This window comes from Paenarthrobacter sp. YJN-D, from assembly GCF_015040335.1.
Classification (GTDB): Bacteria; Actinomycetota; Actinomycetes; order Actinomycetales; family Micrococcaceae; genus Arthrobacter; species Arthrobacter nicotinovorans.
The window spans coordinates 1,428,360-1,448,672 of the sequence record NZ_CP053549.1 but is presented as its reverse complement, the minus strand read 5'-3'; the positions used below and the strand labels follow the sequence as shown (position 1 = coordinate 1,448,672).

The following is a 20,313-nucleotide window of genomic DNA, read 5'->3' as shown; positions in this document are numbered from 1 at the left end:
AGCAGCGGATGAGTCGGGGGCCCTTTTGGGCCAACCTCATAGACACTGCCGGGCCGAACTCAAGACGCCTTGCTGCGTTCGATCAAGATTCCCTCAAGACCTCAAACAAGGCGGGGTCACTTTTGGCCCGTAAACGCCCCTGACATGGGCCTTAAGTGACCCCGCGTTGCTGTTGAATGGGGTTTATGTGGATCGGGTGGATCGAATTTGATGTCCTGCTGGGCGATGTTCACAGCCTGAAGGAGAAGCGTTCGCTGGTCCGGCCGCTGGTCGCCGAACTCAAGCGCCGTTTTGAGGTCTCCGCAGCTGAGACCGGCTTCCAGGACCAGCACCGGCGCGCTTTGATTGGCGCTGCTGTGGTGGCCCCTGACCACGCCCACCTTCAGCAAGTGCTCGACGCCGTTGAACGTTTCGTGGCTGCCAGGCCTGAATTTGAGCTGCTTAGCGCACGGCAGCGGGAGTTGCACAGCGAAGATTAGTAGCCGATGACGGCCCATCGGGTGGAGTCCAAGTGTGCATCGATGGCTTGGTGGGCCGCTTCCAGGCTTCGGCTGCGCAGGGCGTCCACAATCAGTTGATGCTCGCGAAGCACATCACCGGCGCGATCCGATCCCCGGGACACTGCTTTGACGCCGATTCTCAGCTGCTTCTGCCGGAGCGAGGCGTAGAAGTCGGCGAGGACCGGATTTCCGCCGGCCTGAACCATGAGCGTATGGAACTCGGTATCCAGCTCAATGAAGCGCGCGGGATCATCCTTGGCTTCCCGTTGCTGGTCGATGACGCTCTGGAAAGCGTCGATCTGTCCGTCGGCCATGGTGTCCAGGGCTGACACGGCCCACTTTTCCACCACGGCCCTGGCCTGCAGGATTGCCCGCACATCGGGGTCGGAAATTGGGGGCACGAACGCGCCCTTATGGGGGATCCGCTTGACGAAGCCTTCCGCTTCGAGGCGCAGCAGGGCCTCCCGTACCGGCGTACGGGATGTGCCCGTGGTCTTGGCGAGGACGGCCTCGTTGAGGAACGTTTCCTCCTCCCGCGGGAGGGCAGCGATGTAGCTTTTCATCCACTGATAAGCCACTTCGGGCTGGGATTGCGCAGTGGGAGTCATTTGGATCATGGAGAGCCTTTCTCGCGAAGCCCAGTATACGAGTTGCCTCCAGGAGGGTCCCGGACGTCTGGAAGAATCTTTAACCCCAACTATAGACAGGTTGTATACAACTCGTCTACAGTAGTTTTCAGTGGCGGCTCAAGTGATTCCGCTCACGCACTGGAACCCCTCAATTTCTTGGGACATCGGCCCGCCTCACAAGAAGCCCGGCCGCTCCCAATCGCAAAAGGATCCCCACAATGACCGATTTGAAGAAAGCCGAGCCAAGGCAGCAAAAGCACTCCAGCTTGCCCGTGGTTGCTGCTTCGAGCCTCGCCGGTACGGCAGTGGAATGGTACGACTTCTTTCTCTACGGCACAGCCGCTGCACTGGTATTCAATAAGCTCTTCTTCCCCACGGACGATCCCCTCGTCGGCACCATGCTGGCGCTGGGCACATTCGCTGCCGGCTTCCTCGCCCGGCCCCTCGGCGCGATTGTCCTGGGGCACCTTGGCGACAAACACGGCCGACGCGCCACGTTGGTAGCAAGCCTCATGCTCATGGGGGTCGCGACGACCCTCATCGCCTTCATCCCGTCATACGCGGCCATTGGTATTGCAGCACCGTTGCTGCTGCTGTTGCTGCGGCTGATCCAAGGGTTCGCACTCGGCGGGGAATGGGGCGGCGCTGTCCTTCTTGTGTCGGAGCACAGCAATGACAGTTCACGCCGCGCGTTCTGGTCCTCCTGGCCGAACGTGGGCCCGCCCCTGGGCAATCTCATGGCAGCCGGCGTGCTCGCTATCCTCGCAGGCACCTTGCCGGAGAGCGAATTCCTTGCATGGGGCTGGCGCATAGCATTCGGATTGTCCGCATTGCTGGTCATCATTGGCCTGGTCCTCCGCCTCTACGTGCAGGAAACACCGCTGTTCAAAGAAGCGCAGCGGAAGCGCGAGACCATGGCAGTGTCCGAGCGCAAGATGCCCTTGGCCATCCTTTTCCGCCGCAACTGGCGCGAAATCCTCATCGCCACCGGAAGCCGCATGGGTGAGAACGCAGGCTTCTACATCTACTCGCTGTTCATCATCACGTACGTCACCCAAATCATGGGATTGCAAAGGCAAGCCGGGCTCACCGCCGTCATGATCGGTCAGGCAGCGGCCGTCGTCGCTATTCCTGTCCTGGCCATCTACGCGGACCGCGTAGGCCGGAAGCCCATCATGATCGGGGCTTCGATCGCCACCGTCATCTGGGCATTCGCCTTCTTTGCCCTCCTCAACACCGGACAGATGTGGGGCATCATCGCCGCGGCGGTAGGTGGCCTGTTGATCTTCGCCGCGTACAGCTCGGTGATCGGCGCCTTCTTCTCCGAACTCTTCCCCACCGATGTCCGGTACAGCGGCACCTCCGTAGCCTACAACCTGGCTTCGCTGATCGCCGGCTCGCTGTCTCCCATCATTGCGTTGGCTCTCTACAGCGCCTTCGGTACGGGCTACGCGATCGGCATCTACCTGGCAGGGATGGGCTTGATCTCGATGGTCTCGGTGATGTTTGCCAAGGAAACCAAGGGCCTGAAGCTCAGTGATCTGGACGAGCCGAGCAGCAAAGAGAAGGAACAAGCATGAAAATCGCGTTGGTCCAGGTAGCCAGTCCGGACACCGAAAGCCGCGGGGACCGGATCGACCGGGTCGAGAAGATTCTTCGCAACATCAGCGGCGCCGAGCTGATCGTCCTCCCGGAACTGTGGAGTGCAGGCTACTTCCACTTCGATGACTACGCGACCCTGGCTGAGACACTCTCCGGCCCCACCGTTTCAATGTGCTCACGGGTTGCGAAAGAACTGGGCGTCCATCTCCATCTCGGCAGCATCATTGAAGCCGGCGCGGACGGGCAACTCAGCAACACATCAATCCTGCTGGGCCCGGACGGCAGCGTGGTCCACACCTACAGGAAGATCCACGTCTTCGGTTACAAATCGAAGGAAGCCAGTCTCCTGACAGCCGGGGCCGCACTGCCCGTGGTCCCGCTCCCCTTCGGGGCCACGGCAGGAATCACGTGCTACGACCTGCGTTTCCCGGGGTTGTGGATGGAGCTGAGCACCCGCGGCGCAGAAATCGTGATCGTTCCGGCAGCCTGGCCCGCCGCCCGGCGCGAACACTGGCGTCTCCTCACCACCGCCCGCGCCCTGGAGCACCAGATCTTCGTGGTTGCCTGCAACGCTGCCGGTGTCCAGGAGGGCGTGGAGCTCGGCGGCCACAGCAGGGTGGTGGATCCCGCCGGCAACGTGCTGGCCGAGGCCGACGCCGGGGAGTCCGTGCTCATGGTGGACATCGATCCGCAGCAGGTGGGCATTGTCCGCAACGAGTTCCCGGTGCTCAATGACCGCTTGGCCAGCTACGAAACTCTGACCGTCTAGAGGAAGTCCAATGCAAACACAGCAAACAACACGGCAAGTCCCACTCACTTTCAGGGTGGTGGGCACGGACAAGACAATCGTCATTTCGGATTTCCACGCAGTGGTGGCCGGCTACACGGGCCGGGATCCAAAAGCGGTGCAACACCATATTGACGAGCTGGCTGCCATCGGCGTGGCCCCGCCCCCGGAGGTGCCCATGTTCTACCGCATGGACTCGGACCTCTTCGAGACCTCGGGCGAGCACGACGCTTCGGAAAACCTGACCTCCGGTGAGATTGAGCCCCTGTACATCCGCCACAACGGCCAGTACTACCTCGGCATCGGATCCGACCACACAGACCGTGACATTGAAGCCCGGGATATCGGCGATTCAAAGCGCGCGTGCCCCAAGCCGGTGGCCGCTGAGGTGATCGCCGTAGAGAACCTGGAAAATCTCGACCTCGACGAGTGCACAGCGCGCTCGTGGGTTGACGGAGCCCTGTACCAGGAAGGTTCGCTGAGCGGCCTGCGCAAGCCGGCCGACGTCGTCGAGCGTCTCCTGGCCCGGACCGGCATCGGCGACGCCGACTTCATGTGCCTCGGCGGCACCCTGCCGCTTCTGGACGGAAAGTTCATAGACGGAACTTCCTGGAAGTTGGAGCTCTCGTTCCCAAATGGGACCACCATTGAACATAACTACAAAATCAAGAAAGGCTCACTCTGATGAGGACCGGAAAAGAGTACCTGAAGTCCCTTAATGACGGCAGGACGGTTATCCTCGACGGCGAGGTTGTCGGCAACGTCCTGGAACACCCGGCCTTCGCGAAGGTTGCCCGGACCATGTCCGAGCTGTTCGACATCGCGGCTGATCCCGCCAATGGAATGCAGTTCCATTCGGAGGAAATCGGCGGGCCGGCAAACCGCACGTTCGCAGCTCCCCGGACCCAGGAAGAGCTGGTGCTGCGCCGGCAGGCCATCGAAAAGTGGGCCAAGCACACGCACGGCTGGGTGGGCCGCAGCCCTGACCACGTCGGCACGTTCTTTGCCGCGTTCGGTTCCCATCCGGAGGTCTTCAAGAACGACGAACGCGACTTCGCAGGCAACGTGGAGCGGTACTACAAGAAGATCCTGTCCGAGAACCTGTACCTCTCCTACGCGATCATCCCGCCGCAGGTCTCCCGCGCCACCACAGCGTCAGGGTGGGAAGGCGAATACCTGCAGGTCGGCGTCGTGCGCGAAACCGAAGAGGGCATCATTGTCCGGGGTTCGCAAATGCTCGCCACGGGCGCTGCGATCGCCGACGAAGTTTTCGTCACCTGCATCAAACCGCTGGGACCGGACGACGTCGACTTCGCCGTCAGCTTCGCCGTCCCGGTGGCGACCGACGGCCTGAAGCTGTACTGCCGCCGCCCGTTCGCGCCTGCCGCCACCAGCGACTTCGACTACCCGCTCACCAGCCACTACGACGAGCCGGACGCCCTGGTGGTCTTCGACGACGTCCTTATCCCTTGGGACCGGGTATTCATCAACCGGAACATCGACACGCTGCGCCGCCAGTTCTTCGAGACCGGCGCCCACGCCCTGGGCAACTGGCAGGCCCAGATCCGGTTCTCCACCAAGCTCAAGTTCATCGCCTCGGTCGCCCGCAAGGTCACCCAGGTGAATGGCACGGACAAGATCCCCGGCGTGCAGGAGAAGCTCGGAGAACTCGCCGCAATCGTCCAGTCCGTCGAATCGGCCGTGCTCGCCGCCGAGTACACCGCAACAACGGACGACGCCGGCATGCGGGTTCCCGGGAAGAGCGCACTCTACGGTGCCATGGGCCTGCAGTCCGAGACGTACCCTCGAGTGATCTCCATCCTTCGCGACCTCGTGGGCGGCGGCGTGCTGCAGCTGCCCTCCAGCGTCGCCGACATGACCAGCAGCGTGACGCGGCCGGACATGGAACGCTATGTCCAGTCCCCCGGCGTCACCAGCGAGGAACGCGTCAAGCTGTTCAAGCTCGCCTGGGACATCATCGGTTCGGAGTTCGCGGGCCGCCACCAGCAGTACGAAATGTTCTACGCCGGCGCCCCGTTCGTAGTCCGGGGTGCGTACACCTACCGGAACTACGGCTACGACGCACTGGTCGCCGAGCTGGACACGTTCCTTGGTTCCTACAGCATTGCCGGCACCACCGAGTTGGAGGAGATCTGATCATGGCCAAGCCCGAATTCGAGTTCACGCCCACGGACTCGGTGGACTTTGCACCCTGCAACCCGCACATTGAGGGTTTGTCCGAGGCCATCCTGGCCCGGGACTCGGACAACGACTCAGTCACCCGAATCCTGAAGTTCGAACCTGGAACGGACACCTCCCCCAACGGCGTCCTCACTCACGATTTCTGGGAAGAAGTGTTCATTTTCGAAGGCTCGTTCGTTGACCAACGCCTGGGCAGGACCTTCAAAGCCGGCGACTGGGCTACCCGTCCGCCCGGCATGGAACACGGCCCGTGGGTTTCCGAGAACGGTGCCAAGATGTTCGAAGTCCGCTACTACACGGACCCAGCACCAGCTGAGCGGAGCAACTGACATGAGCCTCGCACCGCTTTTCACTGTTCCCGATGCCATGGGGATGCGCCGGGCCATGGGCCGGTTCCTGACGGGCGTTGCCGTGGTCACCACCCAACACGAGGACGAGCAATACGGGATGACCATCAGTTCGCTGACATCCATCAGCCTGGAGCCGCCCATCCTGATGATCTCTCTGAACTTCGGCACCCGCACCGGTGAGGCCCTGATGGAGAGCGGCAAGTTCGCGGTGTCCATCCTGGGGTCCAAGCAGGAGTCGATCGCGCGGCGGTTCGCGGTGCGCGGCGGTGACCGCTTCGGCGACGGAGACTTTGACGTCACCGAAAGCGGCCTACCCGTGATCAAGGGCGCCCTCGCCCAGGCGGATTGCACCGTTGTGCAGAAGTACGACGTCGGCGATCACCAGGTCTTCTTCGGCCAGGTCACCACGTGCCGGGACCGGGACGGCGAGGTGCTCGCGTTCAAGGCCGGACGGTTCGGATCCTTCTCCGACTTCGGCCACGCGGAGATTCCGTGGATGTTCTGAGGAGTTAAACAGGTGGTGCCCGGCTCGTTCGAGCCGGGCACCACCTCTACCCTCCGGCTAGGCGATGGTCAGCTCACCCATGCGGTCCCAGCCACTGCCCTCGATCTGGCGGCTGATGATGTGCGGCGTTTCGGCGAGTGCCTGCGGCATGTCCGACATGGCCTTCTTGAAGTGTTCGCTGTTCACGTGCGCCTCGGCGGCATCGTCCTGGAAGGCTTCCACGAGGACGAATTCGTTCGGGTTCTCCACGCTGCGGGACCAATCGAACCACAGGTTCCCGGGTTCCGCGCGGGTAGCATCGGTGAAGTCACCGACGAGATCCAGCCAGCGATCGGACCAGTCCGGCTTGACGTTGAACTTGACCACGATGAAGATCACGGTTGCTGCCTTTCGTTGCGTTGCGGTTTACCGTCCATGTTTACTGTCCATACTGTCAGAATTCCTGTACTTCCCTCCGCCGTGGAGATCCCAATGACGCTTTCACGCATTGCTGCCACCCTCAGCTCCACAGCCCGGAGGATATTGGACCCGGCGCACGATAAGGACCAGGTGGTGGAGGCATGTACGCGGACACTGCGCCCCCACACGTTGCGCCTTAACGGCAGGACATCCCGGCTTGCGGCGCGGCTCGACCATCAGCAGATTGGTTCGCTTTCGATCAACCGGCTGCACTACGGCGCTGCAGTCACGGTGTCGCCGGCGGAGCCCGACGAGAACAGCTTCCTGGTGAGCATGCCCGTCCGCGGCCGCGCACTTTTTCGCTACGGCTCGGAGACCGCCGTCGCAACGCCTGACAACGCAGTGGTTGTCGGCCCGTATGACCTCTTTCAATTCGACCTCGACGCCGACTACGACCAAGTGGTTTTGAGGCTGGATCGTCATCGCGTCGAGAACGTGGCCGGCCAGGCAATGACCACTGGGCCAGGCCGAAGAGTCGAGCTCCCCTTGTCCCTGGGGCTGCCGCCGGCCCTGCTTTGCAGCTTGATCGAAAGCAGCATGAGCATATCGACGGTGAAAGACTCCAGCTGGCAGCATCGGGTGAGCCTTCACCTTGAAGAGCTCATCATCGAGTCCCTCCTCATCCCCAGCGGAGACGTTGCCACCCCCTTCCAGCCACGGAGCCCGGGCGGGATTGCGTCTTTGCGTGTCCGCCGGGCAACCGAGTACATGCTGGAGCGTATTGGCGAACCAGTAAGCCTCAGCAGCGTCGCACGTTGCTGCGGCATCAGCATCCGCAGCCTGCAGGCAAGCTTTCGCCGCGAGCTGGACACGACGCCCGGCCAATGGCTGAAAATGAAGCGGCTCGAAACCGCCTACCGGATTCTGCGGGAATCAGATCCGGACGGGACCAGCGTCACCGAGGTCGCGTTGCGGTGCGGTTTCTTCCATTTGGGTGAGTTCTCCACCCAGTTCAAGTCCCGCTACGGCACGACGCCCTCCGTTGTCCTGAAGGCTGCGCGAATCCGATAGGACCGCCGTCGTCTTTCCGATAGCGGCCCCGTCCGCCGTTGAACATACTTCGATGACAGGCAATTGATCCCGGATTCGGAGAGAACCATGAAGTTTGTCCTTGTACACGGCGCTTGGCACTACGGCGAAATGTGGGACCCCGTTCGCACCCACCTTGAGGCGGCAGGGCACGAAGTTCATACCCCCACTGCGGGTGGACTGGGGCCGAACGACAGCAAATACGTCAACCTGAACGGTGCGGCCGAGCCGATCATCGATTACATCAGGGAGCACAACCTCAGCGACTTTGTGCTGGTGGGCCACAGCTGGGGCGGTTATCTGATCTCCAGGGTCGCCATTGAAATGCCCGAACGGATCCGACGACTCGTCTACTTTGCAGCGTTCGTGCCGGAGCACGGCAAAGCGCTGGTGGACGAGGTACCGCCGCACCTCCGGGCCGCCCTGCAGGCAAGCGCCGACGAACGCGCTGACGGCTCGGTGGTCCTGCCGTTCTTCGTGTGGAGGGACGGATTCTTCAACGATGGAAGCGCCGAACATGCCCAGGAAATCTACGATGTACTGCGCCCCCAGCCCTTCGGCGCATTCACGGACCCGGCAGACATGACAGGTTGGGAGCGCGTTCCCCAGGCGTTCAGCTACATCGCGCCTTTGGACGACAACGACATCACCCAGGGGGAATGGGGACGGCACCCCCGGCTATCAAACAGGTTGGGCGTCTTCCGGCTGGTCAGTATGGAAGGCAGCCACGAGGTCCTCCTGACAAACCCCGGGTACACCGCCCTTAAGTTCATTGAGGCCGGCAGGGACTGAACCGGACCGCGACCCCTCCCCCGCTGCCCTTAACGCCAACGCCCGACGGCGGCCCGCACCTGGGGTGCGGACCGCCGTCGAACGCTGTTTTTAGCGCGGTTGTACTACTTTGAGGTGCCCTGTGAAACGGAGCCCTGCAACTGGCGCTGGAAGATGATGTACACGATCAGCACCGGAACCACGGTCACGGTAACGGCGGCGAACAATGCCCCGAAGTCCACCGCGTAGCCCATCTGGCCGGCGAAGGCCGCCAGTTCCTGCGACAGCACGCGTGGGCCGGCGGCGTTGATGGACACCGGGATCAGGAACTGGTTCCACAGGCCCAGGAAGTTGAAGATGGCCACCGAGGCGAGGCCCGGCTTGGCCATCGGCAACATGACCTGGAAGAACGTCCGCCACTCCCCCGCACCGTCAAGGGCTGCTGCCTCTGTGATTTCGTGCGGCAACGACTTGAAGAAGGAGAAGAGGAAGAACACCGTGAACGGCAGCGCGAAGCCGACGTAGACCAGAATCAACCCGGGCAGTGTGTTCAGCAGTCCCATGTTCTTCAGGACGAAGAACAACGGAACCATGGCCAGGAAGATCGGGAAAGTCAGGCCGGCGAGCATCAGGTAGTAAATGGCCCTGCTGCCCGGGAAGGTGTAGCGGGCAAGCACGTAGGCACACATGGCGCCAAGGACCATGACGATCACCAGGGCCACAGCGACCACCAGCACGGAGTTCAGGAATGCAGCTCCGATGCCTGCTTCACTCCACGCCTTGGTGTAGTTATCCAGGTTCCACTGGGACGGCAAGGCGAACGGCGAAGCAAAGATCTCGCTGGACGTCTTGAAGGACGACATGACCGTCCACAGCAACGGCAGGATGACAATGAGCGTCCAAATGGTCAGGGCAGTGTGCGAGACCGCTCCCACCACTTTGTCGGACGTGGATGTTGCCGGGGTCCGCGGCTGGAAGTGCAGGGACTTCATTTCCGGAGTTGAAACTTTTGTCGTCATTACAGGCTCACATCCTTATCGCCGCCGGTGAGCCGGTTGACCAAGAAGACCAATCCGGAGAAGATCAGCGTCGCAATGGCCAGCACGACACCCATGGCGCTGGCGAGACCGAACTGCCCCTTGCTGAAGGCTGTGAAGAACAACTGCTGCGCCATGACCAGTGTGGAGTTGTCCGGACCACCGCCGGAGTTCAGTGCGGCCATGTAGACAAACGCGTCCAATGCCAGGATGCCCATGTAGATGTAGGCGGTCTGGATGTTGTCCCGGATCAGCGGAATGGTGATGGACACAGCGGTGCGGAAGCGGCCCGCGCCGTCGATCCTTGCCGCTTCGAAGAGTTCAGCGGGAATGCCCTTGATGCCTGCAACGAACAGGACCATGTAGAAGCCAACGAAGCCCCACACGATCACGAACATCGTGGCGATCATGGCAGTGTCCTTGTTGCCCAGCCAGGCGAAGTCCTTGAACTGGTCCAGACCCAGCCCTGTAAGGATGCCGTTCAGCAGACCGCCCGAAGGATCGTAGATCTGCCCCCACATGATGCCGATGGCAATCGCGGGAATCGTGTACGGGAAGAATGACACAACCCGGTAGAAGCTGGAATTCCGGAGGCCCTTGATCTGCCCCTTGCTGCTTCCGCCAACGGTCACCAGGGAAGCCAGCACCAGGCTCAGGATGATGGTGATGATCGGCAGGAAAATAACCAGGAGGATGTTGTTCCCCATGGCTTTCATGAAGATATCGTCCGTGAAGATCTTGGTGTAGTTCTCCAGGCCGATGAAGTTCTGCGTGGGCGAGAAGCCGGACCAGTCCGTCAGCGAGTAGCCGAATGCCTGGATGAACGGCCAGATCACGAACAACAGGTAGATCGCCAGCGGAAGTCCGAGGAATACCGCGAAGAAGCTGACTTTGTCCCAGGTCAGCGGCTTGCGCCGCCGCTTGACCAATTGCTGTGGAGCTGCGGCCGGAACGACGGCGGCCAGGCCGTCGTCGTTCCGGCTCTGCTGTGTTTTCACTACGGTCACTTCACTTCGATCTTCTTGACCGAGCTGTCGTTACGGACCTTGTCGGTGATGTTCTGCAGTGCGGAGGTCAGGGTTGCAACGTCCGACTTGCCGTCCAGGAAGGTGTTCCAGACAACGAGCTGGTCCTTGTTGGTTCCGTAAAGGTCGATGAAGTTCCATGAGTAGACGTCGTCGCCGGCATCGCCCAGCATCTTGGTTTGCGAGACCAGCGCGGTGGATCCGAAGCCGTCTGCCGGAACGGTGTCCTTGACGATCGTTGGAGCCAACTTGGTCTTGGCGAAGTTGGTTGCAGCTTCCTTGGACAGCATGATGCGGAGCATTTCCTTGCCGCCTGCCGCGTTCTTGCCTTGCGACGGGACGATGTACGGTTCGCCGGCTGCGCTGTGGAGGGCGGTGTAAGGCATCTTGGGGCTGGCACTGACCGAGGGCGCCGGGGCGCCCATCATGTTGAAGCCGGCCTTCGTCTGGTCCTTCATTTCGTTCTCGATCCACGAACCCGACGGGTAGAACACAGCCTCCTGGGCGTTGCTCCACTGCGCCTGGGCGGCCGTGAACTGCGTGCCCGAGCCGCCGGGCTTGAAGAAGCCGGCCTTCACGATCTTGTCCAGTGCGGTGAAGACGGACTGGATGGCCGGGTGCGACCAGCAACCTTCCTTGAGGTTTTCCAGCGCGAGGCGGACTTCGTCCCCGCCTTCCTTGATGGCGGACGCGATGGCGAGTTCCTGGTAATAGGTGGCGGCTTCCTTGCCCCACACGAACAAGTACTTGCCCTTGGCTTTTGCCTGCTCGCCGAGCGCATACATTTCATCCCAGGTCTTGGGAACGGTCCAGCCGTTTTCCTTGAGCAGGGAATCCGAGTACCAGACGGCGTAGACGGTCAGTACGTAGTTCAGCGCGGCAAGCTTGCCGTCGAAAGTGCCCGGAGCCAGCACGCCTGTGTACAGGGTGTCCTTGATGACCTTGCCTTCGAGGTTCTTGGCCTCCACCACGGGGGTGAGGTCCTCGAGCTGGGCCAGGATGGTGCTGAAGCCGATTGCCTTGGCGCCGGAGTTGTCGATCAGGTCCGGCGGGTTGCCACCGACGAAACGGGGCTGGAGTTCCTGGGCGATGTCCGTGGACGGAGCGATCTTTGCGGTGGAACCCTCGTGCGTCTTTTCAAAGATCTTGCCGGCGAAATCCACGTAGTCGATACCGTAGCCGCCCTTGAAGATCACGGCGTCGAGGGTGGCCTTGTCAGCCATGCCGAACGGGTTGGTGTCGGAGACAGTGCCCGTGGGGCCGGTGGTGGTGCCGCCTCCCCCGGCAGCACAGGATGCGATGGTTCCCCCCATGGGCACGAGTACGGCTGCTGCGAGTGCCCCGCGCAGGAATCCACGGCGACCGACGGACTGGTGCTGAATGGTCATTTCAATACCCCTCTAGTGACTCGTAAGGCCGACTCCGGCGGCTAGGGCCGTCCAGTCGGACAGTCTGGGCTGACGCTCTGGCAGCACCAACCTTCGTGTGACATACTTCACCACGAATGATCGAAAATCAATATTTCTCCGCAGTTTCGATCAACATTTGTCAAAGCGTGATCTTTTCACGGTCCCTCCGCGAGAGCCTTTCCGCATTCCGTCCGGGACCGGCGATACACCCCGTCGGGATGTTCAATTCCCTTTGGTTCCGCCCAATTTTCGACCATCCCGGACTCCGTCGCGTGGTCAGTGAGGCGTTTTTTACCGTCCGGAAACACTCCGGAGCGAGTGCGCGAAGCAATCATCCGCCGCGTGGTTCGCTCATCCAGGGAAGCAGTGGCATATCCGTGGGCTTTGCGCATCGCTTCACCGGCTCAGCGCGATCGGTGGGACGTTCCACAGCTGCGCCTGTGCTTTCGTGTATCCACCATCAAACCGCTCCTGACCAGCCCGGTGGCTGATGTCGCCTGGTATGCACTATCAATCTAGTCCGATGTCAGCGCCATGGGGAGGGGGCATCAGCCCCCTTGCGGGCGCGCCAGCCGGGCCCAGCCGAGTTGCTCCTGCTGCTTGCGGCTCAGCGTGGCCACCACGAGGTCGTAGGAGTCCTCCACCATGTCCCGGACCATCCCGTCCGGAAGGGCACCATCCAGTCGGACACCGTTCCAGTGGGTCTTGTTCATGTGCCAGGCACCGGTGATTTCCGGATTGGCCGCCCTGAGTTGTTCGGCCAGGGCAGGCTCGCACTTCAGGCTCACGGACCAGTCGTCCGGATCCATGGAGGACAGCGCGAACATCTTGGCCTCGTGCCGGGCACCACCGGCGACGGCGGCACGGACCTTGAAGACCGATGTCCCGGGCCCGAACGGGAAGTCCTCAAAGGCGCCCGGGAAGCCAAGGCATATCTCACGGAGCTGGGAAACATCCATGGAGCGAGCCTACTGGAGCGCCACCGCTGCAGGTACGGCTACGCCACGCCCAGGAAGTCCTCAAGCAGCACCACTTCCAGCCCCGCTGCAAGCTGCGCAGCCCGGAAAGCAGCCAGGTCAGCGGCGAACTCTGCCCGGAAATGCATCAGCACAATGTCACCCGGTCGCAAAGCGTTGCCCACTTGGTAGTCCATTTTTCCCGCGTTGGCTTTGGCTTCCCAAGTAATGATGGCTTTCATGCCGGCATCGGCAACGGCCTGGCGCATCACGTTGGAATATGCGCCTCCCGGCGGACGGAAAAGTGTTGGCCGGCGGCCATAGTGCTGGAGGGCGTACTCCTGCATTCCCACCATGTCATTGAGCTGCTGCTGATATCCCCATTGGCGCACCATGTTGATGTTATGGGTGACCGTGTGGTTTTCCACCAGGCTGCCTTGGGCTTTGAAGGCGTTGAAGAACGCCGGATTGTCAGCGATGGTGTCCTTGGTGAGGAACAGCGACGCCGGGTAGTCGTATTCGGCCATGAGTCTGACCGATTCCGGGGTTTTGATGTTGCCGTCGTCGATGGTCAGAAAAACGACCGGGTGCTTGGTGGGGATCTTGGTGATGACCGGAGCGAGGCCGCCCACGACCGGCGGCAGTTGGAAGTCCGGAATGAAGGAGCGGCGGATCCGCTTCGTTGCTGCGGGGGTCGGCGTGGGGGTGGGCGTCGCCGTCGCCGAAGGGGAGGCCGCTGGCGTTGCCGTGTCAGTCGGCGCAGGTGCCGGCGTCGAACTTTCCGCCCCTTCAGCGGCAGTGCAGGCGGTTAGACCGGCCACCATGGAGGCGCCGAAGAGACCCAAGGCGGCCCGTCTGCTGGGAATGGAAAATGGCATTGCAAAATGGTCGCCGGACATGGCCGTCCCCCGGGGCTGAAGAGATGAGTCAGCAGCAATCTAGCAGAAGAACCAGCGCAGGAATCACAAGCCGTAATGCCAGCCTTCACGCGCCGGACATGAATTCACCACGACGTCGAGGCCTGCGTCCATTGCGCGTTGCGTGGCGTCGTCGTCGAAGACTCCCAGCTGGAGCCATACCGCCTTGGCGCCGACCTCGATTGCCTGGTCGATGACCGCACCAACACGTTCGGAATTGACGAAGCAATCCACAACATCGATGGGGTGCTTGTCGAGGGGAATATCCCCCAGGCTTTTGTAGCCCTTCTCGCCGTGCACGTCCTCGCCCTTGAGGTTGACGGGGATGATCTCCATGCCCATCTTGTCCCGGACGTAAAGCGAAACGTCATAGGCCGAACGCCACTCGTTGTTGCTGAGGCCGACGATGGCCCACGTGCCTTTGGTCCGCATCAACCGTTCGACGACGGCGGGATCGTTGACGTGCATCATGGTCCAAGCCTACTGCCGTCCTCACGCGGGGAATCACGGACGTGGCTGTGCCGGATCCTGCCGTTTCAGCTGCTTCTTCCACTGCTTCAGTTTTTCTTCAGCGGCTTTGAGCTGCGCCAAGGCCTCCTTTTCAGAAGCTACGGAAAGGCCGTTGCCGGGCAGGGCGCCTGGGCCCGCCGGGCCGGGCCGCAGCCAAGGCGCCGGCGTGGTGGGCGCAGCGGGCATTGCTCCCGGCACAGCCTTGGCCGGTTGCGGCGCTGGCGGATTCGCGGCGGGCACGACGGCGGAGGCGGCAGCGGGCGCGGTTCCCGCCGGCGTCTGGGGTACTGCTTGGGATGCTGCCGGCGCCTGTTGCTGCGCGGGAATCGGGATCATCGTTGCCGGCGTTGGCTGCACCGGAGAGGGCTGCGGGATCGCGGCCGGATCCACCGACGGCGCCGGCGCGGTGCTGACCTTGGGAGCATCGGGAGCGGGCAAGGCGGGCGCTGCAGCGGACCGATGCGGGGCGACAGTGCCCAGCAGACCCTCGAACGACGGGCTCCGCGTAAAGCCTGAACTTGCGGCTGCAACACCGCTGGCACCAAGTCCCATCGCCGCAACCACGGCAACACTTACTACTGCGGTCCGGTGCTTATGCCGCCAACGTCGTTTGGAAACCTCATCATGCGGTCCCGCCAGCATGGCAGCGAGTTCCGCGCCGGGTGCAGGAGCCGCCGCGTCGGCAAGCTGACCCATGGCCAGAAGCGCCTGCCGAACATCGGACGCGTCGCTGAGACCGGCGTCGAGCAGCAGCTCGTCCACGATCTGCCCGCGGTCCAAATCCTTGTATGTCATGGCGACACGTATTCCTTTACTGCCGAATGCTCACGGAGGGTGATCAGTGCCCGCCGTTGCAGCTGCTTCACTGCACCGGCGGTTTTCCCCATGATTCCGGCCACCTGCTCCACGGTGAGGCCTGCAACGATGCGGAGCGTCAGGACCTCCCGCTGCTCTTCGCCGAGGTGTTCCAGCAACGCCATCACCTCGTAGGGGGCCAACCGCAGCATCGCCTCAGCCTCTGCCGAGCTCGCTTCGCGCGCATCCCGCTCGGGCTCAAACTCGTGCTGGTCAGGTGTCCGGCTTTCCTTCCTGTGCTCATCCACCATTCGGGCGTGGGCGACCGAGAAGATAAAGGTCCTGAGGCCGTTGACGCCTCCATTGATCTCGTCCAGGCGTGGAAGGACAGCGAGGAAAACATCCTGCGTGGTTGCTTCCGGGTCCGGGACGCCTTTGGCCGTCAAGTACCCAAGAACCTGGCCCGCATAGGCCTGGTAAACGGCGCTGAACAGTTCCGCGTTATTGCCTTGGAGTGCGCGAAGCGCTTCGTCGGTCAATGCGTCGGTCACAGATTTCGGACTTTCGATCGGCGGTTGGTCCAGGCTGGGAGCCAGATCATCCGATTCCCGCAACGGACGACCCCACCAAGAGTAACTGCTCTGCCGGGCCTGCCAAAGGACGAACCCTTGACCGGCAGGAACTCCCGGACATGGAAGAGCCGGGCTGGAAGATGATGGGGGACAAATTCCAACCCGGCCCTTTCACAGACGTAATCGTCGGAGCGCGGCAAAGGGTTACGCGGGAGTACAAACTTTTTTTGGAAGCCTTTCCGGCGCCGTTCAGCGCCCGTCCGGGCGGGGTAGCCGGGGCAGGGACAGACTGGCCCCTACTGCCCGTGGATCAACCACTGCGCCGTACGGATGACCGCCTGGTCACCGTGCACTGTTCGAAGTCCCGCAATATCAGAACGCGTGACGGCCGCACCCTCGAACAAGCTCACAATTGCGGCGGCCACTGCGTTGGCTTCCTGGTCCGGGAGCTCCGGCCTTCCCCTGCGGACCAGACCCTGCACGTGCGCGGTGTACCGGGAATAGAAGCCCCGCAAGGCCCCGGCAGCTGCTTCATCCGAGGCGGCCAGCGCCCAGATCTCCAGGTGCATCCTGACGTCGGCCATGTCCGAGTGTTCCCGGAGCAACGCGGTCAGGAGCCGCTGTGACTCATCCATGCCAAGCCCGCCGGCAGCCTCCGGCGCGAGGTCCACGTCGGTGACGTCATTGAGCCGATGAAGCGAGCGCTCCAGCGATCGCTCAAGGACCGCGCGAATGAGGTCAGCCCTGGTGGGAAAGTAGTGCTGGAGGTGCCCGACCCGCACCCCGGCGGCGGCTGCGAAGTCCCGCATGGCAGCGTTTGCGTTGCCTTTGGTAACCAGCACTTCTTCGGCCGCGTCCAGAAGGGCCGCCCTGCGCAGCGCGCCCTTGCTTTCGGTCATGACCTCAATATTGTCACACCGTATGACTGGAGTTTGGCGAGCTGCGCAGCTGGTTCGGGCGCCGATTCGGGAAAGGAAACGCCGGGCCGCGCATCATCGCTGAGCACCGTGTGGAGCCCAAGAAGTCCACCCGCTGCCGTCAGGTGGGCCTGCCCCAGGGGATCGGTGATAGTGGCAGTCCCGGTGCCGCCCGGACCAGTCACTTCCACCCGGATATGCGCCGTCCCGCCCGATCCCGGGGAGTAGAGCAGCGAACGACGCAGCGATGCCCATTTCTCGCCGCTGCCCCACCGGAACAGCCCCACCGCGCGCGCGGCGAGCAACGCCGTCGTCGATGTATTGGAACTGAAGCCGATCCTCGTTGCCACAGAACCTGCACCCAAGGTGAGCGGCAGCGTGAACTGCTCGGGGGTGTCAAGCCTGGCGACTTTGGTGCGGTGCCCGGCGATATCCACCCAGCGGGTGTCGGTCAAGGGACGTACGACGGCGGCCTTGCCGCCTTTGCGGGCTTCGAACTCCAGTCCCAGCCGGTCCATGAAGTCAACGGAGTCGGCCCCGGCCTGGTCATTGATGTCATACCTGATGGAAATGTCCACGTCGGCTGCTCCGCCCACTTCCCGGGCCAGGGCTGCGGCCACGGTATTGGTGACGCCACCCATCCACCCCGAACTGAGCAGCACAGGCGCCGTGGGCTGCAACAGGGTGGACAGGGTGACGGCCCGGGTGACCCGGCTGGTCCAACGGGTGACATCAACGTACGGAATCCCGGCGCTTACAGCTGCCCGAAGCACCCTGTCATCGGGGTCATTGACTGTACTGATTACTGCCCGGACCCGCGCTTCGAAGGGCTCGGACTGGTTGAGGTCCCATGCCCGGACAGTCACTCTGTCATTGGTCAGGTGGCTCCCGCGGTCCGGGTTCCTGCCGGTCAGGAGAAGCGGCCACTCCCCCTGTGCATGCTGCGTGAGCGCTGCGCCGACCGTTCCGTAACCGCCGACAATCAGCACTGGACCGGAGGTATCGAGCTTGAGATGATCTTTCATGAATCTGATTTTAGGTCATATGACCTAAAAATTGAAACAGCCCACGGAGTGGTGGCGCAGCAAGGGGCCCGCGCCTAGGCTGCTGGTATCTACCCCGAGCACCATTCACCAGAACGCAGAGGAGAGATCATGACATTGCCCCCAGCCCACGAGCCCGAGCCGTTCCCGCCCGACCCCGGCCCCGTACCTCCGCCACCGGACCCCACGACGCCGTTTCCTCCGAGCCCCATACCGGACCCCAATCCGACGCCGGGACCATCACCGGTCCCCGACCCCGGCCCGGTTCCCCCCCCCCCCAATCCGGACCCCACCTACTAGTCACGCCGGTCCCTGTTCCGCCCAGGAGGAGCCAATCCCCGCAAATAGTCAGTAGGCTTACGTTTGATCCCATCGGCTGACCGATGCGAACGAACAGGAGTTCACATGACGCGATCCGAGGAAACGGCTCCCCATTCCACGCGCAACAAAACCAAGCCCGACCTGTGGAAGGACTCACTGGGTCGGACGGCTATCCGTGCCGCCCAGATTCTCCTGATTCTGGTCGTGGCAGTAGTGGTGGTGTTCGCGCTGCTGCAGATCCGGCTGCTGGTGATCCCGGTCCTTGTCTCACTGATCCTGGCCGCCGCCATCGGCCCGTTCGTCAACATGCTCCGGCGCCGTGGCTGGCGTGGCGGTCTCGCCACCGCCGTCGCATTCCTGGGACTGTTGATTGTCCTGGGCGGCGTTGTGAGCATCATCGTCCTGTCGGTGCGCAGCCAGTGGGACGAACTGATCAGCCAAGCGGCAGAAGGCCTGGACGAGCTGGAAAACTTCCTGCTCACAGGGCCCTTCCCCCTGGATCAGGAACAGCTCAACCAAGCCCGGCAAGCTGTAGTGGACTTCGCCCAGAGCAGCCAAGTGCGCTCCGGTGCCGTGACCGGTTTGTCCGTGGTGACCGAGTTCCTGGCCGGCGCGAGCCTCATGGTGGTCATACTCTTCTTCTTCCTCAAGGACGGCGCCAAGATCTGGGACTTCTTCCTGCGTCCGTTCAAGGGCACTCGCGAAGCAAAGCTCCGCCGCGTGGGCAAGCGGACCATGGAAGTACTGGGCGGTTACGTGCGGGGGACGGCGATTGTGGCTTTGGTGGATACAGTCGCCATCGGAGCCGTGCTGCTGATCCTCCAAGTGCCGCTGGCCATTCCCCTGGCGATCATCGTCTTTATTGGCGCGTTCATCCCCTTGGTGGGTGCTACCGTCGCCGGCATTCTGGCGGCGTTGGTGGCCCTCGTGGCGAACGGTCCGATCGTGGCACTCATCGTGGTCATTGCAGTGATCGCGGTTAACCAGCTTGAGGGCGACCTTCTCCAGCCGGTGGTCATGGGCAAGTCGTTGCAGTTGCACGCCCTGGTGATCCTGATGGCACTGACGGCGGGCACCATCCTGGCCGGCATCATCGGCGCCGTCCTCTCTGTACCCATCGCCGCGGTCACCTGGGCCATCGTGCAGGTGTGGACGGCGGAAGACCCTGACCTTGAGCCGGTCAACCCGGACCTGCCGCCGGCCAACAGCCAGCCGGTGTAGCGGCCGCCCAAGCTGGAAGTCCGACTGTCAGGCGAGTGCCTTCTTCAGCAGTTCGACGATCTTCGCTTCAACAGCCGGCGTGATCTCCTTGAGGGCGAACGACGTGGGCCACATGTCGCCGTCGTCAAGCTTTGCATTCTCCTCAAAGCCGAGCGTGGCATAGCGGGCCTTGAACTTATGGGAGCTCTGGAAGAACACGATGTTCTTTCCGTCCCGGGCATAAGCGGGCATTCCGTACCAGGTTTTTGGGGTCAGTTCCGGCGCGTGTTCCTTGACCAGGGCGTGCAGGCGTTCGGCCATGGCCTTGTCCGCTTCGGGCATCTCGGCGATCTTGGCCAGGACATCGGCCTCACCGTCGGCTTTGGAGGCCTTCTTGCGCGGCGCCTTCTTCAGCTCCTGCGCCCTTTCTTTCATGGCCGCGCGTTCGTCCTCGGTGAAGCCGTCGTAGGACTTTTCTTTGGTAGCCGTTTGCTGGTTGTCCGTCATGGCGATCTCTCTCCCCTGGTCTTTTTGCTTGACACCATCAACGCTATGACCCGGCGGCCCGTGGGGCTTCTCCAAAACTGCTCGATCGGAAACTTCGTCGGTCGCTTGGCATTGAGAGCCGGGACGAGCAAGCAGTGGGTGCGGTTTTCTTGAGGTTTTCCTGAGGAAGTGTTGTGGGTTTGCAGGATCGGTTCTTGATCCAGGCCCGGCAAAGTATTTCTTGTCAGCCACACAGGCTGAAGAAACGGCCGGCCGGTCTCACGGTGGCCA

23 protein-coding genes are annotated in these 20,313 nt (G+C 62.4%); 10 read left to right on the top strand and 13 right to left on the bottom strand.

Translation table 11 applies throughout. The annotated features are described in order from the left end of the window. Window positions 1–185: 185 nt before the first annotated feature. On the top strand, window positions 186–479 hold the full coding sequence (locus HMI60_RS06920) for a DUF503 domain-containing protein (protein ID WP_018780000.1): 294 nt from the start codon (window positions 186–188) through the stop codon (window positions 477–479). On the opposite strand, the gene HMI60_RS06915 is transcribed toward HMI60_RS06920, so the two are convergent. After that, the gene (locus HMI60_RS06915) at window positions 476–1,117 is read right to left on the bottom strand and encodes a GntR family transcriptional regulator (protein WP_026267479.1); all 642 of its coding nucleotides are present in this window, start codon (window positions 1,115–1,117) and stop codon (window positions 476–478) included. The two genes, HMI60_RS06920 and HMI60_RS06915, sit on opposite strands and share 4 nt — an antisense overlap. 230 nt (window positions 1,118–1,347) lie before the next feature. Between HMI60_RS06915 and HMI60_RS06910 the strand changes: the two genes are divergently transcribed. Genes HMI60_RS06910 through HMI60_RS06885 form a run of 6 tightly spaced genes read left to right on the top strand, consistent with a single transcriptional unit; the run spans window position 1,348 to window position 6,575 of the window. Next, a complete protein-coding gene (locus HMI60_RS06910; protein WP_039239561.1) occupies window positions 1,348–2,709 on the top strand; it encodes an MFS transporter in 1,362 nt (453 codons plus the stop codon). Beyond that, window positions 2,706–3,500 carry a carbon-nitrogen family hydrolase gene (locus HMI60_RS06905; RefSeq protein WP_018780003.1) on the top strand — a complete coding sequence of 265 codons (795 nt, stop codon included), beginning with the start codon at window positions 2,706–2,708 and terminating at the stop codon, window positions 3,498–3,500. The genes HMI60_RS06910 and HMI60_RS06905 overlap by 4 nt, the downstream gene beginning before the upstream one ends. A 10-nt stretch (window positions 3,501–3,510) precedes the next feature. After that, window positions 3,511–4,203, top strand: coding sequence for a DUF2848 family protein (locus tag HMI60_RS06900; protein WP_110505453.1), 693 nt, complete (start codon window positions 3,511–3,513; stop codon window positions 4,201–4,203). After that, a complete protein-coding gene (locus HMI60_RS06895) occupies window positions 4,203–5,675 on the top strand; it encodes a 4-hydroxyphenylacetate 3-hydroxylase family protein (RefSeq protein ID WP_193590808.1) in 1,473 nt (490 codons plus the stop codon). Before HMI60_RS06900 ends, HMI60_RS06895 begins: the two co-directional genes overlap by 1 nt. 2 nt (window positions 5,676–5,677) lie before the next feature. Further along, window positions 5,678–6,049, top strand: a complete 372-nt coding sequence (locus tag HMI60_RS06890; protein WP_018780006.1) for a cupin domain-containing protein — start codon at window positions 5,678–5,680, stop codon at window positions 6,047–6,049. A gap of 1 nt (window position 6,050) precedes the next feature. Beyond that, on the top strand, window positions 6,051–6,575 hold the full coding sequence (locus HMI60_RS06885) for a flavin reductase family protein (protein WP_018780007.1): 525 nt from the start codon (window positions 6,051–6,053) through the stop codon (window positions 6,573–6,575). A 57-nt stretch (window positions 6,576–6,632) separates the two neighbouring features. Here the strand turns inward: HMI60_RS06885 and HMI60_RS06880 are convergent, their stop codons facing one another. Beyond that, window positions 6,633–6,953 (bottom strand): putative quinol monooxygenase, encoded by a 321-nt coding sequence (locus tag HMI60_RS06880; RefSeq protein ID WP_079582715.1) that lies wholly within the window; start codon window positions 6,951–6,953, stop codon window positions 6,633–6,635. A gap of 93 nt (window positions 6,954–7,046) precedes the next feature. On the opposite strand from HMI60_RS06880, the gene HMI60_RS06875 reads away from it, so the two are divergent. Together HMI60_RS06875 and HMI60_RS06870 are read left to right on the top strand one after the other, a co-directional pair. Then, the gene (locus HMI60_RS06875) at window positions 7,047–8,045 is read left to right on the top strand and encodes an AraC family transcriptional regulator (RefSeq protein ID WP_193590807.1); all 999 of its coding nucleotides are present in this window, start codon (window positions 7,047–7,049) and stop codon (window positions 8,043–8,045) included. 87 nt (window positions 8,046–8,132) lie between these two features. Next, window positions 8,133–8,855, top strand: a complete 723-nt coding sequence (locus HMI60_RS06870; RefSeq protein ID WP_193590806.1) for an alpha/beta fold hydrolase — start codon at window positions 8,133–8,135, stop codon at window positions 8,853–8,855. 104 nt (window positions 8,856–8,959) lie between these two features. On the opposite strand, the gene HMI60_RS06865 is transcribed toward HMI60_RS06870, so the two are convergent. The 10 genes from HMI60_RS06865 to HMI60_RS06820 form a co-directional block, all read right to left on the bottom strand. Further along, entirely contained in the window at window positions 8,960–9,853 is an 894-nt protein-coding gene (locus tag HMI60_RS06865) for a carbohydrate ABC transporter permease (RefSeq protein ID WP_018780011.1), read from the bottom strand. Then, a complete protein-coding gene (locus tag HMI60_RS06860; protein ID WP_018780012.1) occupies window positions 9,853–10,878 on the bottom strand; it encodes a carbohydrate ABC transporter permease in 1,026 nt (341 codons plus the stop codon). Before HMI60_RS06860 ends, HMI60_RS06865 begins: the two co-directional genes overlap by 1 nt. Then, window positions 10,875–12,284, bottom strand: coding sequence for an N-acetylglucosamine/diacetylchitobiose ABC transporter substrate-binding protein (ngcE, locus tag HMI60_RS06855; protein WP_018780013.1), 1,410 nt, complete (start codon window positions 12,282–12,284; stop codon window positions 10,875–10,877). The genes HMI60_RS06860 and ngcE overlap by 4 nt, the downstream gene beginning before the upstream one ends. Before the next feature lie 569 nt (window positions 12,285–12,853). Then, the gene (locus tag HMI60_RS06850; protein WP_055977125.1) at window positions 12,854–13,264 is read right to left on the bottom strand and encodes an MmcQ/YjbR family DNA-binding protein; all 411 of its coding nucleotides are present in this window, start codon (window positions 13,262–13,264) and stop codon (window positions 12,854–12,856) included. Between the two features lie 38 nt (window positions 13,265–13,302). Then, window positions 13,303–14,139: a polysaccharide deacetylase family protein gene (locus HMI60_RS06845; RefSeq protein ID WP_227453674.1), complete on the bottom strand. Its 837-nt coding sequence runs from the start codon at window positions 14,137–14,139 to the stop codon at window positions 13,303–13,305. An 84-nt stretch (window positions 14,140–14,223) separates the two neighbouring features. Continuing rightward, window positions 14,224–14,649, bottom strand: a complete 426-nt coding sequence (locus HMI60_RS06840) for a CoA-binding protein (protein ID WP_018780017.1) — start codon at window positions 14,647–14,649, stop codon at window positions 14,224–14,226. A 33-nt stretch (window positions 14,650–14,682) separates the two neighbouring features. Next, complete coding sequence (locus tag HMI60_RS06835) at window positions 14,683–15,483, bottom strand: hypothetical protein (RefSeq protein WP_193590804.1); 801 nt, start codon at window positions 15,481–15,483, stop codon at window positions 14,683–14,685. Beyond that, window positions 15,480–16,034 (bottom strand): RNA polymerase sigma factor, encoded by a 555-nt coding sequence (locus HMI60_RS06830; RefSeq protein WP_026267483.1) that lies wholly within the window; start codon window positions 16,032–16,034, stop codon window positions 15,480–15,482. Before HMI60_RS06830 ends, HMI60_RS06835 begins: the two co-directional genes overlap by 4 nt. Before the next feature lie 317 nt (window positions 16,035–16,351). After that, window positions 16,352–16,954 (bottom strand): TetR/AcrR family transcriptional regulator, encoded by a 603-nt coding sequence (locus HMI60_RS06825; protein ID WP_189076881.1) that lies wholly within the window; start codon window positions 16,952–16,954, stop codon window positions 16,352–16,354. Next, window positions 16,951–17,997, bottom strand: a complete 1,047-nt coding sequence (locus HMI60_RS06820; RefSeq protein WP_193590803.1) for a saccharopine dehydrogenase — start codon at window positions 17,995–17,997, stop codon at window positions 16,951–16,953. Before HMI60_RS06820 ends, HMI60_RS06825 begins: the two co-directional genes overlap by 4 nt. Before the next feature lie 423 nt (window positions 17,998–18,420). On the opposite strand from HMI60_RS06820, the gene HMI60_RS06815 reads away from it, so the two are divergent. Beyond that, on the top strand, window positions 18,421–19,557 hold the full coding sequence (locus HMI60_RS06815; protein ID WP_193590802.1) for an AI-2E family transporter: 1,137 nt from the start codon (window positions 18,421–18,423) through the stop codon (window positions 19,555–19,557). Between the two features lie 27 nt (window positions 19,558–19,584). On the opposite strand, the gene HMI60_RS06810 is transcribed toward HMI60_RS06815, so the two are convergent. Next, window positions 19,585–20,043, bottom strand: coding sequence for an iron chaperone (locus HMI60_RS06810; RefSeq protein ID WP_018780023.1), 459 nt, complete (start codon window positions 20,041–20,043; stop codon window positions 19,585–19,587). Window positions 20,044–20,313 lie beyond the last annotated feature (270 nt).